16 protein-coding genes, 1 pseudogene and 1 riboswitch are annotated in these 16,399 nt (G+C 71.3%); of the genes and pseudogenes, 13 read left to right on the top strand and 4 right to left on the bottom strand.

The features are described from left to right. Positions 1 to 4: 4 nt before the first annotated feature. The 3 genes from ABZ396_RS30130 (at position 5) to ABZ396_RS30140 (ending at position 3,103) form a co-directional block, all read left to right on the top strand. The gene (locus tag ABZ396_RS30130) at positions 5 to 385 is read left to right on the top strand and encodes a DUF742 domain-containing protein (protein ID WP_358926642.1); all 381 of its coding nucleotides are present in this window, start codon (positions 5 to 7) and stop codon (positions 383 to 385) included. A 151-nt stretch (positions 386 to 536) separates the two neighbouring features. Further along, positions 537 to 1,325: a carbon-nitrogen hydrolase family protein gene (locus ABZ396_RS30135; RefSeq protein WP_358926641.1), complete on the top strand. Its 789-nt coding sequence runs from the start codon at positions 537 to 539 to the stop codon at positions 1,323 to 1,325. Between the two features lie 80 nt (positions 1,326 to 1,405). After that, positions 1,406 to 3,103 (top strand): NAD(P)/FAD-dependent oxidoreductase, encoded by a 1,698-nt coding sequence (locus ABZ396_RS30140; protein WP_358926640.1) that lies wholly within the window; start codon positions 1,406 to 1,408, stop codon positions 3,101 to 3,103. Positions 3,104 to 3,300: 197 nt separating this feature from the next. Here ABZ396_RS30140 and ABZ396_RS30145 read toward each other — a convergent pair whose 3' ends face one another. Further along, positions 3,301 to 4,230, bottom strand: coding sequence for an LLM class F420-dependent oxidoreductase (locus ABZ396_RS30145; RefSeq protein ID WP_358924515.1), 930 nt, complete (start codon positions 4,228 to 4,230; stop codon positions 3,301 to 3,303). Positions 4,231 to 4,325: 95 nt separating this feature from the next. After that, positions 4,326 to 5,012: a DUF5995 family protein gene (locus ABZ396_RS30150; RefSeq protein WP_358924517.1), complete on the bottom strand. Its 687-nt coding sequence runs from the start codon at positions 5,010 to 5,012 to the stop codon at positions 4,326 to 4,328. Between the two features lie 199 nt (positions 5,013 to 5,211). Here ABZ396_RS30150 and ABZ396_RS30155 point away from each other — a divergent pair. Continuing rightward, a pseudogene (locus ABZ396_RS30155) lies at positions 5,212 to 5,436 on the top strand (glycoside hydrolase family 6 protein); the annotation flags it as partial. Here ABZ396_RS30155 and ABZ396_RS30160 read toward each other — a convergent pair. Continuing rightward, positions 5,433 to 6,812 (bottom strand): solute carrier family 23 protein, encoded by a 1,380-nt coding sequence (locus tag ABZ396_RS30160; protein WP_358924518.1) that lies wholly within the window; start codon positions 6,810 to 6,812, stop codon positions 5,433 to 5,435. The pseudogene ABZ396_RS30155 and the gene ABZ396_RS30160 sit on opposite strands and share 4 nt — an antisense overlap. Before the next feature lie 166 nt (positions 6,813 to 6,978). On the opposite strand from ABZ396_RS30160, the gene ABZ396_RS30165 reads away from it, so the two are divergent. Together ABZ396_RS30165 and ABZ396_RS30170 are read left to right on the top strand one after the other, a co-directional pair. Next, on the top strand, positions 6,979 to 8,247 hold the full coding sequence (locus ABZ396_RS30165; protein WP_358924520.1) for an alginate lyase family protein: 1,269 nt from the start codon (positions 6,979 to 6,981) through the stop codon (positions 8,245 to 8,247). An 85-nt stretch (positions 8,248 to 8,332) separates the two neighbouring features. Next, on the top strand, positions 8,333 to 8,791 hold the full coding sequence (locus ABZ396_RS30170; RefSeq protein WP_358924521.1) for a thioesterase family protein: 459 nt from the start codon (positions 8,333 to 8,335) through the stop codon (positions 8,789 to 8,791). Here the strand turns inward: ABZ396_RS30170 and ABZ396_RS30175 are convergent. Further along, positions 8,751 to 9,965, bottom strand: a complete 1,215-nt coding sequence (locus ABZ396_RS30175) for an MFS transporter (protein ID WP_358924523.1) — start codon at positions 9,963 to 9,965, stop codon at positions 8,751 to 8,753. The two genes, ABZ396_RS30170 and ABZ396_RS30175, sit on opposite strands and share 41 nt — an antisense overlap. Before the next feature lie 124 nt (positions 9,966 to 10,089). Between ABZ396_RS30175 and ABZ396_RS30180 the strand changes: the two genes are divergently transcribed. The 7 genes from ABZ396_RS30180 to hisG all read left to right on the top strand — a co-directional run bounded on the left by ABZ396_RS30180 (position 10,090) and on the right by hisG (position 16,395). Beyond that, positions 10,090 to 11,382, top strand: a complete 1,293-nt coding sequence (locus ABZ396_RS30180; protein ID WP_358924525.1) for an ROK family transcriptional regulator — start codon at positions 10,090 to 10,092, stop codon at positions 11,380 to 11,382. 368 nt (positions 11,383 to 11,750) lie between these two features. Continuing rightward, positions 11,751 to 11,881, top strand: a riboswitch (FMN riboswitch). 156 nt (positions 11,882 to 12,037) lie between these two features. Then, complete coding sequence (locus ABZ396_RS30185; protein ID WP_358924527.1) at positions 12,038 to 12,643, top strand: riboflavin synthase; 606 nt, start codon at positions 12,038 to 12,040, stop codon at positions 12,641 to 12,643. Beyond that, positions 12,640 to 13,290 carry a nicotinamide mononucleotide transporter family protein gene (locus ABZ396_RS30190; RefSeq protein WP_358924529.1) on the top strand — a complete coding sequence of 217 codons (651 nt, stop codon included), beginning with the start codon at positions 12,640 to 12,642 and terminating at the stop codon, positions 13,288 to 13,290. The genes ABZ396_RS30185 and ABZ396_RS30190 overlap by 4 nt, the downstream gene beginning before the upstream one ends. Then, the gene (locus tag ABZ396_RS30195) at positions 13,287 to 14,675 is read left to right on the top strand and encodes a bifunctional 3,4-dihydroxy-2-butanone-4-phosphate synthase/GTP cyclohydrolase II (RefSeq protein ID WP_358924531.1); all 1,389 of its coding nucleotides are present in this window, start codon (positions 13,287 to 13,289) and stop codon (positions 14,673 to 14,675) included. Before ABZ396_RS30190 ends, ABZ396_RS30195 begins: the two co-directional genes overlap by 4 nt. 22 nt (positions 14,676 to 14,697) lie before the next feature. After that, complete coding sequence (gene ribH / locus ABZ396_RS30200) at positions 14,698 to 15,183, top strand: 6,7-dimethyl-8-ribityllumazine synthase (protein ID WP_358924533.1); 486 nt, start codon at positions 14,698 to 14,700, stop codon at positions 15,181 to 15,183. Between the two features lie 34 nt (positions 15,184 to 15,217). Further along, positions 15,218 to 15,490, top strand: coding sequence for a phosphoribosyl-ATP diphosphatase (locus ABZ396_RS30205; protein WP_358924536.1), 273 nt, complete (start codon positions 15,218 to 15,220; stop codon positions 15,488 to 15,490). 47 nt (positions 15,491 to 15,537) lie between these two features. After that, a complete protein-coding gene (hisG, locus tag ABZ396_RS30210; RefSeq protein WP_358924539.1) occupies positions 15,538 to 16,395 on the top strand; it encodes an ATP phosphoribosyltransferase in 858 nt (285 codons plus the stop codon). The last annotated feature ends 4 nt before the right edge of the window (positions 16,396 to 16,399 follow it).

A 16,399-nucleotide genomic window follows, 5' to 3' on the forward strand; every position in this document is an offset into this window, starting at 1 on the left:
TCCGGTGAGCGACGAGCACTGGTACGAGGACGAGACCGGCTCGCTGGTCCGCCCCTACACCGTGACCCGGGGCCGTACCGAGCCGTCCGGACGGCACACCATCGACCTGATGTCCCAGGTGGCGGCGGTGGACGCGGACCCGGCCGAGCCGGACGTCGACCATGCCCGCGCCGCCCTGCTCGCCCTGGTGCGGCGCGACGCCCGGCCGGTCGTCGAACTCGCCGCGGACGCCGACCTGCCGCTCACCGTCGTACGTGTCCTGCTCGGCGACCTCGCCGAGGCCGGCCTGGTCCGGATCGACCAGCCGCGCCGCGGGCAGCCGGCCGGCCCGGCTGCCGACCCCGCGCTGCTGAAGGAGATCATCGAGCGGCTGAGGGAGCTGTAGGGACGTGTCCGGCGCAACGAATCGCCGTTGGACGCCCGGATCGCGCAACGAACCGCTCGGCCACGCGCAACGGCTCCTCCTTGTCCGGCCCGGCCCGCCGACTTACCGTCTAAATGGCCCCAGACCCCCTCCGTACCCGGTGAGGACCCGTATGCGCACCGCCCTGCTCCAGAGCTCCGGCCGCCCCGGCTCGACCGTCGAGAACCTCAAGGTGCTCGACGAGGCCGCCGGCCGGGCCGCCGCCGCGGGCGCCGCGCTGCTCGTCGCACCGGAGATGTTCCTGACCGGCTACGCCATCGGTGACGACATCGCCCGCCTCGCCGAGCCCGCCGACGGCGACTGTGCGGACGCCGTCGCCGAGCTGGCCCACCGGCACGGTCTGGCGATCGCCTACGGCTACCCGGAGCGCGCCGGTGACGCCGTCCACAACTCCGCCCAGCTGATCTCCGCCGACGGCACCCGGCTCGCGAACTACCGCAAGACCCACCTCTTCGGCGGCTTCGAGCGCGACCACTTCGCACCGGGCGAGCAGCCGGTCGTCCAGGCCGAGCTGAACGGCCTCACCGTCGGGATCATGATCTGCTACGACGTCGAGTTCCCGGAGCTCGTCCGCGCCCACGCCCTGGCCGGCACCGACCTGCTGCTCGTCCCGACGGCGAACATGCACCCGTTCCAGCTCGTCGCCGAGTCCCTCGTCCCGGTGCGGGCCTGGGAGAACCAGATGTACGTGGCGTACGTCAACCGGGCCGGCCAGGAGGGTGACTTCGACTTCTTCGGTCTGTCCGCCCTCGCCGGCCCCGACGGCGTGGCTCGTGCCCGGGCCGGACGCGGCGAGGAGCTCGTCCTCGCCGACCTCGACCCCGCCCTCCTCGCCGCCTCCCGCGAGGCGAACCCCTATCTGAAGGACCGCCGCCCCGGCCTCTACGGGTCCCTGGTCTGACCTCCCTCCCGCTTCCCCCTCTTCCCTTTCTTCCCCCTCTTCCTTCCGCACGTCGCAAGCCCGCAAGGAGTCCGTACCCCATGACGTCCACCGTGCCCAACGCCGTCGAGCACGCAGACGAGCAGCAGCCGCCGATCACCATGTTCGGCCCGGACTTCCCTTACGCGTACGACGACTTCCTCGCCCACCCGGCGGGCCTCGGCCAGATACCGGCGCCCGAGCACGGCACCGAGGTCGCGGTCATCGGCGGCGGGCTGTCCGGCATCGTGTCCGCGTACGAGCTGATGAAGATGGGCCTGAAGCCGGTCGTGTACGAGGCCGACCGGATCGGCGGAAGGCTGAGGACCGTCGGCTTCGAGGGCTGCGACCCCTCGTTGAGCGCCGAGATGGGCGCGATGCGCTTCCCGCCCTCCTCCACCGCCCTCCAGCACTACATCGACCTGGTGGCCCTTGAGACCCGCCCGTTCCCCAACCCCCTCGCGGAGACGACCCCTTCAACGGTCGTCGACCTGAAGGGCGAGTCGCACTACGCCGAGACGATCGACGACCTGCCGCAGGTCTACCGCGATGTCGCCGACGCCTGGAACCGGTGCCTCGACGAGGGCGCCGACTTCTCCGACATGAACCGCGCCATGCGCGAGCGGGACGTGCCGCGCATCCGCGAGATCTGGTCCCGGCTCGTCGAGAAGCTCGACAACCAGACCTTCTACGGCTTCCTCTGCGACTCCGAGGCCTTCAGGTCCTTCCGGCACCGCGAGATCTTCGGCCAGGTCGGCTTCGGGACGGGCGGCTGGGACACGGACTTCCCGAACTCGATCCTCGAGATCCTGCGCGTCGTCTACACCGAGGCCGACGACCACCACCGCGGCATCGTGGGCGGCAGCCAGCAGCTCCCGCTCCGGCTCTGGGAGCGCGAGCCGGAGAAGACCGTGCACTGGGCGTACGGGACCTCGCTCGCGAAACTCCACGACAACGGCGAGCCCCGCCCCGCCGTGACCCGGCTGCACCGCACCACCGGCAACCGGATCACGGTGACGGACGCCAACGGCGACATCCGCACGTACAAGGCGGCGATCTTCACCGCCCAGTCATGGATGCTGCTCTCGAAGATCGCCTGCGACGACTCGCTCTTCCCGATCGACCACTGGACCGCGATCGAGCGCACCCACTACATGGAGAGCTCCAAGCTGTTCGTCCCGGTCGACCGGCCCTTCTGGCTCGACAAGGACGAGGACACCGGCAGGGACGTCATGTCGATGACGCTCACCGACCGGATGACCCGCGGCACCTACCTCCTCGATGACGGCCCGGACAAGCCCGCGGTCATCTGCCTCTCCTACACCTGGTGCGACGACAGCCTGAAGTGGCTGCCGCTGTCCGCGAACGAGCGGATGGAGGTGATGCTGAAGTCGCTCGGCGAGATCTATCCGAACGTCGACATCAGGAAGCACATCGTCGGCAACCCGGTGACCGTCTCCTGGGAGAACGAGCCCTACTTCATGGGCGCGTTCAAGGCCAACCTGCCCGGCCACTACCGCTACCAGCGGCGCCTGTTCACCCACTTCGTGCAGGACCGGCTGCCCGCGGACAAGCGGGGCATCTTCCTCGCCGGCGACGACATCTCCTGGACGGCGGGCTGGGCCGAGGGCGCGATCCAGACCGCGCTGAACGCGGTCTGGGGTGTCATGCACCACTTCGGCGGCACGACCGACCCGGCCAACCCCGGCCCCGGTGACGTCTACGACGAGATCGCGCCGGTCGAGCTCCCGGAGGACTAGGGCCTGTTGCGATAGTCCCGCCTGCCCCGCGACGCCCGGCACGCACTCTCGCCGCACCGGGCACAAACCCAAGTACGTCCAGTACGAGGGCTTGCACCCGGCACTCCCCCAGCCTCCGGCCGGGGGACCCCCAGAGCACGCACCGGAGGCCGCGGGGCCGGCCCCCCGGGCGGACGACCGGACTTTCGCAACTGGCCCTAGACCCCCGCCGCCCGCGCCTTCTCGTACACCTCGGCGGCGACGTCCTTGAGTTCCTGGGCGTCCTGCGGGGTGGACTGGAGGTCGAGGAGGATCTCCTCCAGGCCGACCGCCGCGTGAGCCACGAGGTCCTCGACGATCTGGTCGGCGCTGCCCAGGAAGGGGCGGCGGTCGGAGCCGTCGTAGGCCTTGGGCGTGTACGTGGCGTTGACGCGCAGGACCGTCCGGATGGGTTCCGTGCGCCCGCGCTCTGCCGCCATGTCCCGCACCTGCCGCCACTGGGCGGCGAGCTGCTCGGCGCCCATGCCCACCGGCAGCCAGCCGTCCGCGTGGTCGACCAGCCGGCGCAGCGCCTTCTTGTTGTTCGCCGCCAGCAGGATCGGGATGGGCCGGGCGGGCTTGGGTCCGACCACGGCGGAGGCGATCTTCGTGAACCGCCCCTCGTACCGCACCGGGTCGGGGCCCCACACCGCCCGGCACACCTCGATGATCTCGTCGAGGACCTTGCCGCGCTCCTCGAACGGCCGGACACCGGCGGCCGCGTACTCGTCGAGGGACCAGCCGGTGCCCAGGCCCGCCACCACCCGGCCGCCGCTCGCGGCGTCCAGCGAGGCCAGGGACTTGGCCAGTTGGAAGGGGATGTGCAACGGCGCCACCAGGACACTGCTGCCCAGCCGGGCCCGCTCGGTGGCCGCCGCAGCGAGGGTGAGCGTGATCAACGGGTCGGCCACGTGCCGGTACTGGTCGGGCCAGGGCACCCCGTCCATGCCGTACAGGCCCTGGGTGGCGGGCTCGGGAAACAGCGCGCGCTCGAAGACCCACAGGCTCTCGTAGCCGATCCGCTCGGCGGTGCGTGCCACGTCGGGAACGTCGGTGCCGAGGGAGTACTGCCGCATCTGGGGAAGACCAAGACCGAGCGGGATGGTCATGCCGGTGCTCCTTTGCAGTGGGGTGCCTGCCGTCAAGCAGGGGGAACATTCGGGGATCCCGGAGGCGGCGCACACGCCGAGCGGATCAGGCCGCCTCAGTCGGGCAGCGGCGTGAGCAGCATCCGGCCCGCCAGCCCCACGGCCGCGTCCAGCCGCTCGGTGAACTCCTCGACCAGGTCCTCGAACCGGCGCAGCGCCCACAGCGCCCGCGCCGCCGACCAGGTCGCGTCCCGCGCCCGCTCCAGGCTCCAGGAGCCGAGCAGATGGGTCAACGGATCGGTGATCTGGAGCAGGTCGGGCCCCGGCATCAGATCCTCGCGGATGCGCTCCTCCAGCGAGACGAGGAGCTCGCCCACGCGGTCGAACTCGTCCTCCAGGTCGGCCGGTTCGCAGCCGAGCGTACGACAGCTGTCCACCACGGCCAGCGCCAGGTCGTGCCCGATGTGCGCGTTGATACCCGCGATCGCGAACTGCAGCGGTCGTACACCGGGATGGCGGCGGAACTGGAACAGCGGCCGCCAGCAGGCCGGCGGACGGCGGTCGCCGGCGGCCGCGTCCACGGCGGCCAGGTACCGTTCCGCGAACCGCACGTCCAGCGTCGTGGCGGCTCTCGGGTCCCCGAACCGGCCCGCGTCCAGACGCCGTTCGACCTCCTCCGTGACGGAGAGGTAGACACGGTTGAAGACCGCGACCCCGTCCCGCTCGGGCAGGGCCGCGTCCAGGGCGCGCATCCGGGAGACGACGGTGTCGACCGGAGCGGTGAGGTGTTCCGACTGCGCCATGGGGGAAGGGTCCCAGCCCCGGGGCCGGCGGGCGCGCCGACGGGACCGGCGCTTCCCCGGAACGGGGGACGGACCCGACGCGCGGGAGGGGGAGCGCAGCGTGCCTGGCCCACATGCCCGGCGGAGCGGCGAGGGCCGGCGGGCGGTCATGCTCGCCGTCGCCTCGGTCGTGGCAGCCGTCGGCACCGCGACCGGGACCCTCGGTGGCCCGGCCTCGCTCGGCGCGGTGATCGACACCAGCCGCAACGGCAACGGCCCGCCGGCGAACGGCGCCTGGTGCGACCCGGCGGGGCGGCGGGTCGGGCGGGCGCCCACGCTCGACACCGGTCAGGCGCGGATCGACGCCCATCTCTGGATCAAGCTGCCGGGGGAGTCCGACGGCTGCAAGGGCGCCGCCGGGACGTCCACCCCGTCGAACGCCTAGGACTTGGCCTCGTCGTAGGCACTGGTGCCCTCGTCGAGGAGGGGTTCCTGCCGTTTGAGGTGGGCGGGGGCGAAGGCGCGCAGGGCGTGGTAGCCGGTGATGACGACCAGCGTGCCGAGGGCGATTCCGCTGAGGGAGAAGGTGTCGGTGAACTTCATGCTGACGTTTCCGACGCCGATGATGATGCCCGCCGCCGCGGGGACCAGGTTCAGCGGGTTGCGCAGATCGACCTTGGCGTGCAGCCAGATCTGGGCGCCGAGCAGGCCGATCATGCCGTACAGGATGACGGTGATGCCGCCGAGGACCCCGCCCGGGATGGCGGCCACGACCGCGCCGAACTTGGGGCAGACGCCGAAGAGCAGCGCGAAGCCGGCGGCGGCCCAGTAGGCGGCGGTGGAGTAGACACGGGTCGCGGCCATCACACCGATGTTCTCGGAGTAGGTGGTGTTCGGCGGGCCGCCCACGGCGGTGGAGAGCATGGAGGCGACGCCGTCGGCCGAGATCGCCGTGCCGAGCCTGTCGTCGAGGGAGTCGCCGGTCATCTCGCCGACGGCCTTGATATGCCCGGTGTTCTCCGCGACCAGGGCGATCACGACCGGGAGGGCGACGAGGATCGCCGACCACTGGAAGGACGGTCCGTGGAAGGACGGCAGCCCGATCCAGTCCGCCTTGCTGACGCCAGAGAGGTCCAGGCGCCAGTGGTCGGTGACCTTGCCGCCCGGACCCATGGAGTGGATCTTGCCGAAGATCCGGTCGAGGGCCCAGGAGAGGACGTACCCGAAGATCAGGCCCAGGAAGATCGCGACACGTGACCAGAAACCACGCAGACAGACGACGGCCAGACCGGTGAAGAGCATCACCAGCAGGGCGGTCCACTGGTCCTGCGGCCAGTAGGTGGAGGCGGTCACCGGGGCCAGGTTGAAGCCGATCAGCATCACGACCGCGCCGGTGACGATCGGCGGCATCGCGGCGTGGATGATCCGGGCGCCGAAGCGCTGGACGGCCAGACCGACCAGGAAGAGCACGGCGCCGACCACGAAGACCGCTCCGGTCACGGTGGCGCTGGTGCCGCCCTGCGCGCGGATGACGGCGGCGACCCCGACGAAGGAGAGGGAACAGCCCAGGTAGCTGGGGATCCGGCCGCGGGTCGCGAGCAGGAAGATCACCGTCGCGACGCCGGACATCATGATCGCGAGGTTGGGGTCCAGACCCATCAAAACCGGGGCGACGAAGGACGCGCCGAACATGGCGACCACATGCTGGGCGCCGAGCCCGACCGTGCGGGGCCAGGAGAGCCGTTCGTCGGGGCGTACCACCGCTCCGGGCGCGGGCGTACGCCCGTCGCCGTGCAGTTTCCAGCGCACGCCGAGATCCATGGTGGGGGTTCGCTTTCTTCGAAGTGCCGAGAAGACGGCTTCGTACGTGAAGACGGTCCGAACCATTGTCACGGCTACCTCGGGGTCCTACGCTCGCACGGTCCTACTCGTGAACCACGTTCACATATCTGATACATGGCTGCTTCACGTCTGATCGGAGTGCTCGATGAGTGGAAGATCCCGCGCGGTCGTCGTCCTGACGGCACTGGCGGCCATCGGGGCCGTCGTCGTCCCCTCCGCCCATGCGACCGCGAGGCCCCCGAAGGCGCCCGACACCGCCGTCCTCGACGGCAGCCGGCTCCAGCGGACCAAGGCCGACCTCGACCGCGGCGATCCGCGGCTCCGCCGTGCGGTCAAGGACTTGACGAGCCGCGCCGACGCCTGGCTGGACCAGGGCCCTTGGACGGTCGTCGACAAGCCCAAGCCCGCGCCCGGTGGCGACGTCCACGACTATCTGAGCCAGGCCCCCTACTGGTGGCCCACCACCGCACCCACCGCCGACAACCCCTGGGGCTGCCCCTACGTCCAGCGCGACGGCCAGCGCAACCCCGAGGTCGACAGCGGTACCGACCGCCAGGACGTGGAGAAGGTCTTCGACTCGACGTACGACCTCTCCCTGGCCTGGTACTACACGGGCAACCGGGAGTACGCCGAGAAGGCCGGACAGGTCCTGCGCACCTGGTTCCTCGACCCGGCCACACGCATGAACCCGAACCTGGACCATGCCCAGTTCATCCCCTGCAAGTACGACGGCCGGGCCATCGGCATCATCGACTTCTCGCAGTCGTACACGAGCGTGGTCGACGCCCTCGCCATCCTCGCCACCGGCGCACCCGGCTGGAGCGCCACGGACCGTGCCGGGATGCTCAGTTGGAACACGGACTTCCGTGACTGGCTGAAGAACAGCGACTTCGGCAAGCAGGAGGGTGCCGCCACCAACAACCACGGCACCTTCTACGACATGCAACTCGCCGCTCTCGCCTACGCGACCGGCGACAAGGCGCTGGCCAGGAAGACGGTGCTGGACGCGCGGGCCAAGCGGATAGACCCGCAGATCGCGGCCGACGGAAGCCAGCCGCAGGAGCTGACCCGGACCAGGAGCTGGCACTACTCGACCTTCGACCTGGTCGCCTACACCCGGCTCGCGGCCATCGGCCGGCATGTCGGGGTGAACCTCTGGACCTACCGGGGGCCGGACGGGCAGAGCCTGTTCAAGGCCGTGGACTATCTGCTGCCCGCCGCGACCGGCGCCACCGCCTGGCCGCATCCGGAGCTGGAGTTCCACCGCTACGCGGCGACGGACGTCGTACACGCGGCGGCCGACGCCGGCGACAGGGCGGCCCAGGAGGCGGTACGGCGGCTGGAGGCACCGCCCGGCGGTGACCTGTGGGCGTTGCGGCCGGCCGCCGAGCAGCTTGACTCGATCGCGGGTTGAGAACCAGGGGCTCCTGGCCAGGCATGCTGAGCGCCCGCTTAGACTGACGGTCAGCGACATGTCAGCAACGCCCAGGAGCCCCCCCGTGACCGCCGAAGCCCCGATCGCCCCCGCCCTGTCCCACGGCCGGCTCATCCCCGTCACCGTCCACTTCGACGACCTGGACGCGCTCGGGCTCCTCCACAACGCGCGCTACCCGGTGCTGGCCGAGCGGGCCTGGGCCGAATTCTGGCAGGGGCACGGCTTCGCCTTCCAGGGCGACTGGGCCGCGGCCGAGGACGCCTGCAACGCGGTCAAGGAACTCCGGATCAGCTACGAGGCGCCGGTCACCCGGCCGGGCACCTACGCCGTCCACCTCTGGCTGGAACGGCTCGGCAACACCGGCCTGACCTACGGCTTCCGCTTCTGCTCGGCGGACGGGGCGACCACCTACGCACACGGCACCCGGGTCCTGGTCCGGCTGGACGCGGCCACCCTGCGCCCCGCCCCCTGGAGCGAGCGCTTCAGGGCCGCGGGTCGGGAACTGCTGCGGCCCGCGAGCTGACCTCCGCCCGCACCCCGCGCTCCCCGGCGCGCAGCACGCCCGCGAACGCCACCAGGCCGCAGGCCAGCGCCGTGACCACACAGAACGACACCACCAGGCTGCTCGCCTGGGCCACCCCACCGATCAGACCGGGTGCGATCAGCCCCGAGGTGTAGGTGATCGTCGCGACGCCCGCGATGGCCTGACTCGGGTTCGGCCCGGCGTGTCCGGCCGCCGCGAAGCACAGCGGTACGACGACCGCGATACCGAGGCCCATCAGCGCGAACCCGGTCATCGCCACCGCCGGATGCCCGGCGAGGACGATCAGCAGACCGCCGAACGCGGCCAGCACACCCCCGGCGCGCACGGTACGCACCGCGCCGAAGCGGTTCACCACCGCGTCCCCGCTGATCCGGGCCACCGCCATGGTCAGCATGAACCCCGTGGTGGTGGCCGCCGCGAGCCCCGCCGAACTGTCCATCCGGTCCCGCAGGAACACCGCCGACCAGTCCAGGCTCGCCCCCTCCGCGAACACCGCACAGAAGCCGACCGTGCCGATCAGCAGCGCCGACCGGGGCGGCAGCGCGAACCGCGGCGGCGGCTCCTCGTCCTCGGCGGCCTGCACGTCCAGGACCCATCCGGCCGCCAGGACGCCGAGCACGGTGAGGGTGGCGGCGGCCAGCGTGAAGTGCAGCCGGGCGTCCGAGCCGAGGTGTGCGGCGAGGGTGCCCGCCGCCGAGCCGATCAGGGCGCCCGCGCTCCACATGCCGTGCAGCCCCGACATGATCGACCTGCCCAGCAGCCGCTCGACCTCCACGCCGAGCGCGTTCATCGCGACATCGGCCATGCCCGCGCTCGCGCCGTACACGAACATCGCCAGGCACAGCGTGTACAGGTTCGGCGCGAGGGACGGCAGGACCAGCGACAGCGTCCACATCACGATCAGTCCGCGCAGTGCCGTACGGCTGCCGAAGCGGTGGCTGATCCGGCCCGCCAGCGGCATCGAGCACGAGGCGCCGAAGGCGGTGAAGGCGAGCGCGAAGCCGAGTTGGCCCGCGCTCAGGCCGGCATGGTCCTGGATCCAGGGCACCCGGGTCGCGAACGAGCCGGTGACGGCGCCGTGCACGGTGAACACGGCCGCGACGGCGTATCGCGCGCGCCTCACCTCGTGCTGCCCATAGCCCACGTCTTTCATGGTCCTGCCCCTCCCCGGGTGGGTGCCGCCCCGCTGTCGCGCCGTAAACTATCAGGGTCCCTGCCTGATAGATAGGGAGTGATGTGGCCGTCCTGGGCCGCTCCGATCTGGGAGGATGCCCGTCATGCCCGCCTCACCGAGCACCGCCCGGGCCATCAACGACCGGCTCGCGCTGACCCTGCTCCAGCGGGAAGGCCCGCTGACGGCGGGGCAGTTGAAACAGCTGACCGGGCTGTCCCGGCCGACCGTCGCCGACCTCGTCGAACGGCTCACCGCCTCCGGCCTGATCACCGTGGTCGGCGAGTCCGGCGAACAGCGCCGCGGACCGAACGCCCGGCTGTACGGCATCGTCGCCGACCGCGCGTGCCTGGCGGCCCTCGACGTACGCACCGAGAGCGTGTCGGTGCTGGTGTCCGACCTCGTGGGGCGGGTGCTCGCCGAAGGGTCAGTGCCGGTCGGGCCGGAGGCGGGGGAGGCGGCGGCCGTCGAGCAGGCGGTGGGGCTGGTCGAGCGGGCGGCCAAGGAGGCGGGGGCCTCCGGCGGCGGGCCGTTGCACACCGCCGGCATCGGGGCGCCCGGGCTCATCTCCCCGGCCAGTGGTGAGCTGCGTGACTCGGCGGGCCTGCCGGCCTGGCACCGCCGGCTGGTCGCCGCCGTCCAGGAGCGCTTCCCGGAGGCCCGGGTGAGCGTCGAGAACGAGACGAATCTGGCCGCCCTCGCCGAACAACGGGAGGGAGTCGCCCGCGACCGCGACACCTTCGTGCTGCTCTGGCTGGGGCACAGCTGCGGCGCCGCCGTCGTCCTGGACGGCAGCCTGCGCCGGGGCGCCTCCGGCGGCACGGGCGAGATCGGCTTCCTGCCGGTACCGGGCACGCGCGCACTGCCGTCGGCAACGGACTGCGCGGGCGGATACCACTCGCTGGTGGGGGCGGCGGCGATCGCGGAACTGGCCGAGGAGCACGCGATGGGACCGGACGGTCCGGCGGGGCCAGGGCCCGCAGCCGCGCGGCTGGTCGGAGAGGCGGTGCGGCTCACGGGCGAGGGCGACGGCGGCTCGGCAGCGCCCCATGCGGGTGCGGGGAACCGCGCGACCGGCCACGCCGGACTCGCGGACGGGCACCGCCCCGACCCGGCGCACTCCGACCGCTTCCTCGACGCCCTCGCCGGCCGTATCGCCCTCGGGGTGGCAGCCGTCGTCGCCGTCCTGGACCCCGGTTGCGTGGTCCTCGGCGGTGAGGTCGGCTCGGCCGGCGGCGCGGCGCTCGCCGCGCGGGTCGAGGAGCGGCTGCGCCGGATGTCTCCGCTGGCCACGGAGGTACGGGCGAGCGGCCTGGGAGGATCGGCCGTCCTTCGCGGAGCGCTTCTGACGGCGCGGGAGCGCGCGCAGGAGGAACTGTTCGCGCCGCAGGACCGCTGACCGCGTCTCTGCCGACGAGGGTTGAGAAGCCCTCGAACGTCCCTTTCCTCAGGGCCGGTTCCGGCGCCGCGGATGTCACATCGCCCGGGGTGTCCGAGGTGCCGCCGCGCGTCGGAGCGGGTCGCCCGGGTGGGCGACCCGGCGACGGGCAAGGGCCGTCGTCACCGCCGCCGGGCCCGCCCGAACCCTAAATGGACTAGACCAGTAGGGTCAATAGTTGCGGATCAAGCCAAGATGCCTGGTCCGAGCGCCAGTTGGGCACATGACAGTCCGTCAGGGAAGCCCAGTGACACGGGCTGTGAGGCAGCCCACACGGCCCCCATGTATGGACCACCGTCGGGCGTGGCACACTGGCCGTGTACCAGAAGCAGCGCACTCCGGGGTCGGTGAAACTCCGAACCGGCGGTTACAGTCCGCGACCCGTCCGCTTCCAGCGGCCGGTTGACCAGGTGAAATTCCTGGACCGACGGTTAAAGTCCGGATGGGAGGCAGTGCGCGGCGGGCGAGCATGTATCTGTGCGCGCCGCCGTATCTGGTCTCGTCCGTTGCGGGCGGGACCTTGTCGGCGTCGCTCCCGGTGTGCTCATCCGTCCCTTCTGTCGTTCGTCGACAGGCCCCGGAGTCCGTGCCCCGTTGAGGCAGGAGGACCCGGGAAGTGTTCACCGGAATCGTCGAAGAGCTGGGTGAGATCACCGCCGTCGAGAACCTCGGCGACGCCTCCCGTTTCCGGCTCCGTGGCCCCGTAGTGACCGAGGGCGCACAGCACGGCGACTCCATCGCCGTGAACGGGGTCTGTCTGACCGTCGTGGAGCACGAGGGCGACGAGTTCACCGCCGATGTCATGCAGGAGACCCTCAAGCGATCCTCCCTCGGCGCACTGGACGTCGGCTCCCGAGTCAACCTGGAGCGCCCCACCGCCGTCGGCGCCCGCCTCGGCGGCCACATCGTGCAGGGCCACGTCGACGGCACCGGTCAGGTGCTGGCCCGCACCCCTTCCGAGAACTGGGAGATCGTCAAGGTCTCCCTCCCCGTCGACCTGGCCCGCTATGTCGTCGAGAAGGGCTCCATCACTGTCGACGGCATCAGCCTCACCGTCGTCGAGGCCGGCTCCGACTACTTCACCGTCAGCCTCATCCCGACCACCCTCGCCCTGACCACCCTGGGTCTGAAGCAGCCGGGCGACCCGGTCAACCTGGAGGTCGACGTCGTCGCCAAGTACGTGGAGCGGCTGCTCGCGGCCGGTCAGGGGGCCGGGCGGTGAACTCGCTCAACTCCGAGGCCTTCGTCCTGTTCGGCCAGCACATCCTCTGGTCGGACATGATCGGCAACATCCTCGGCCTGATCGCCCTCGCCCTCGGCTGGCGCCGCAACCTGTGGAGCTGGCCGGTCCAGTTCGCCTCCGGCCTCATCCTCTTCGGCGCCTTCTACGGCCATCTCACCGGCAGCGCCGGCAAGCAGGCCGTCGTCATGGTCGTCGCGCTCTACGGCTGGTGGCAGTGGAACCGCAGCAGGAGCCGGGCCGAAGACGGCGGTGACGGCCATATCGCCCCCCGGTTCGCCACCTGGCGCGAGCGGGGCGCGATGGTCGGCGCCGCGGCCGCCGGCACCGTCGCCGTCGCCCTGCTCTTCAAGGCGTACCCGTCCCTGTCCTGGGACCCCTGGCCGGACGCCTACATATTCGTCGGCACCATCGTCGCCATGTACGCCCAGGCCCGCGGCATGGTCGAGTTCTGGATCGCCTGGCTCCTGGTCGACCTGGTCGGCGTCCCGCTGAACTTCGCCAACGGATACGCCTTCTCCGGCTTCGTCTACGTCATCTACGGCGCGCTCGTCCTGTGGGGCCTGCGCGACTGGTGGCTGCGCTCCCGCCAGGGCTCGCGGCCCGCTCTGGAAGGGGCACCCGCATGACAGCCCACCCGTCGCCCGCCACCACCCCGAACGAGGCGCTTCGCGCCGCCCCTCTTGTCCCACCGATTCTCTACGGCACCGACGGCACCGACGGCACCGACGGCACCGACGGCACCGACGGCATCGACGGCATCGACGACCTCGCCCTCGACCCCGTTGAGCAGGCCATCGCCGACATCGCGGCCGGCCGCCCGATCGTGGTCGTCGACGACGAGGACCGCGAGAACGAGGGCGACCTCGTCATCGCCGCCGAGAAGGCCACCCCCGAGATCGTCGCCTTCATGATGAGCGAGTGCCGCGGCCTGATCTGCGCCCCCATGGAGGGCGCGGAACTCCACCGGCTCAAGCTGCCGCAGATGGTCGAGGACAACACCGAGTCCATGAAGACCGCGTTCACCGTCTCCGTGGACGCCTCCGCCGCGCACGGCGTCACCACCGGGATCTCCGCCGCCGACCGCGCCACCACCCTCCAGCTGCTGGCCGGCGGCGGCGCCGAGCCCTCGGACTTCGTCCGCCCCGGCCATGTCTTCCCGCTGCGCGCCCGGCCCGGCGGTGTCCTCACCCGCAACGGCCACACGGAGGCCGCCGTCGACCTCGCCCGGCTCGCGGGCCTGCGCCCGGCCGGTGCCATCGTCGAGATCGCCGGGGAGGACGGCCGAATGCTCCGCCTCCCCGAGCTGATCCCGTTCGCCCGCAAGCACGGTCTGACGATCATCTCCATTGCGGACCTGATCACCTACCGCCGCGCCGCCGAGCCCACCGTCCGCCGCGAGGCCGAGGTCAACCTGCCCACCAGGCACGGCAGCTTCACGGCGTACGGCTACCGCTCCACCACCGACGGCGTCGAGCACGTCGCCCTCGTCCACGGCGAGATCGGCGACGGCGAGGACGTCGTGGTCCGCGTCCACTCCGAGTGCCTCACCGGGGACGTCTTCGGCTCCGCCCGCTGCGACTGCGGCCCCCAGCTCGACGCCGCCCTGGAACGCATCCAGGACGAGGGCCGGGGCGTCGTCGTCTACCTGCGCGGACACGAGGGGCGCGGTATCGGGCTGCTGTCCAAGCTGCGCGCCTACGAACTCCAGGAGCGCGGCCGCGACACCCTCGACGCCAACCTCGAACTCGGCCTGCCCGCCGACGCCCGCGACTACGGCGCCGGCGCCCAGATCCTGGCCGACCTCGGCGTGCGCAGCGTGCGCCTGATGACCAACAACCCCGACAAGAGCGACGCGCTGCTCAGCCACGGCCTCAAGATCAGCGGCCGGGAGCCGATGCCCGTACAGGCGGGCGAGCACAACCTCCGCTACCTGCGCACCAAGCGGGACCGGATGGGCCACGACCTGCCCTGGCTGGACACCCCTGCAGTGTCCGGCTGCGGCAACCAGTAAAGAAACAGCACTGAGGAGAGACGTGAGCGGCAAGGGTGCACCGGAGTTGTCCGTACGCAATGTCAGCGACCTGCGGGTCGCCGTCATCGCGGCCCAGTGGCACGAGAAGGTGATGGACGGTCTGGTCGACGGCGCCCTGCGCGCCCTGCGCGACCTGGGGATCGACGAGCCCACCCTGCTGCGGGTCCCCGGCAGCTGGGAGCTCCCCGTCGCCGCCAAGGTCCTCACCGGCCGCGGCTACGACGCGGTGGTCGCCCTCGGCGTCGTCATCCGCGGCGGCACGCCCCATTTCGACTACGTGTGCCAGGGCGTCACCCAGGGCCTCACCCAGGTCTCCGTCGAGACCGGTGTCCCGGTCGGCTTCGGCCTGCTCACCTGCGACAACGAGGAGCAGGCCCTGGACCGGGCCGGCCTTGCGGGCTCCACCGAGGACAAGGGCCACGAGGCGGTGACGGCGGCGGTGGCCACGGCGGCCACCCTCCGCTCAGTATCCGAACCCTGGCACTGAGCGAAGCAGCATTTGGCGTAGTCTGGCGTTCACCATGTCCAACAAGACTTTCGAGGAGCTCTTCGCCGAGCTCCAGCACAAGGCCACCCACGGCGACCCCGCCACGTCCCGCACCGCAGAGCTGGTGGGCAAGGGCGTCCATGCCATCGGCAAGAAGGTCGTCGAAGAGGCCGCCGAGGTCTGGATGGCCGCCGAGTACGAGGGCAAAGAGGCGGCCGCCGAGGAGATCTCGCAGCTGCTGTACCACGTCCAGGTGATGATGGTCGCCCGCGGGATCTCGCTGGACGACGTCTACGCCCACCTGTAAACCTTTTTCAGACAAACCCCCTTTTTCAAGCAAAGGAAGCCGACCTCATGCTGCGCATCGCCGTCCCCAACAAGGGTTCCCTCTCAGGCCCTGCGGCGGACATGCTGCATGAGGCCGGCTACCGGCAGCGCCGGGAGTCCAAGGAACTGCGGATCGTCGACCCGGTCAACGACGTCGAGTTCTTCTACCTGCGCCCCCGCGACATCGCGATCTACGTCTCCTCCGGCCGCCTGGACATCGGCATCACCGGCCGTGACCTGCTCATCGACTCCGGCGCCAACGCCGAGGAGATCCTGCCGCTCGGCTTCGCCCGCTCCACCTTCCGCTTCGCCTCCAAGCCCGGCGCGGCGGACAGCCTGGCGGACCTGAGGGGCAAGACGGTCGCCACCTCCTACGAGGGGATCGTCGCCAAGCACCTCGCCGACAGCGGCGTCGACGCCTCCGTCGTCCACCTGGACGGCGCCGTCGAGACCGCCATCGAACTGGGTGTCGCCGAGGTCATCGCCGACGTCGTCGAGACCGGCACCTCGCTGCGCAACGCGGGCCTGGAGGTCTTCGGCGAGCCGATCATGACCTCCGAGGCGATCGTCGTCCGCCGGGCCGGCGCCGACGCCGACGAGGCCGCTGAGTCGAAGGTCCAGCAGTTCCTGCGCCGTCTCCAGGGCGTCCTGGTCGCGCGGACGTACGTGATGATGGACTACGACTGCCGTGTCGAGCAGCTGGAGAAGGCCGTCGCGCTCACCCCGGGTCTGGAGTCCCCGACTGTCTCCCCGCTGCACAACGAGGGCTGGGTCGCCGTCCGCGCCATGGTCCCCACCAAGGACGCGCAGCGGATCATGGACGACCTGTACGACATCGGCGCCCGCGCGATCCTGACCACGGCCATCCACGCCTGCCGCCTCTGAGACA

The organism is Streptomyces sp. NPDC005866, from assembly GCF_040629895.1.
GTDB lineage: Bacteria > Actinomycetota > Actinomycetes > Streptomycetales > Streptomycetaceae > Streptomyces.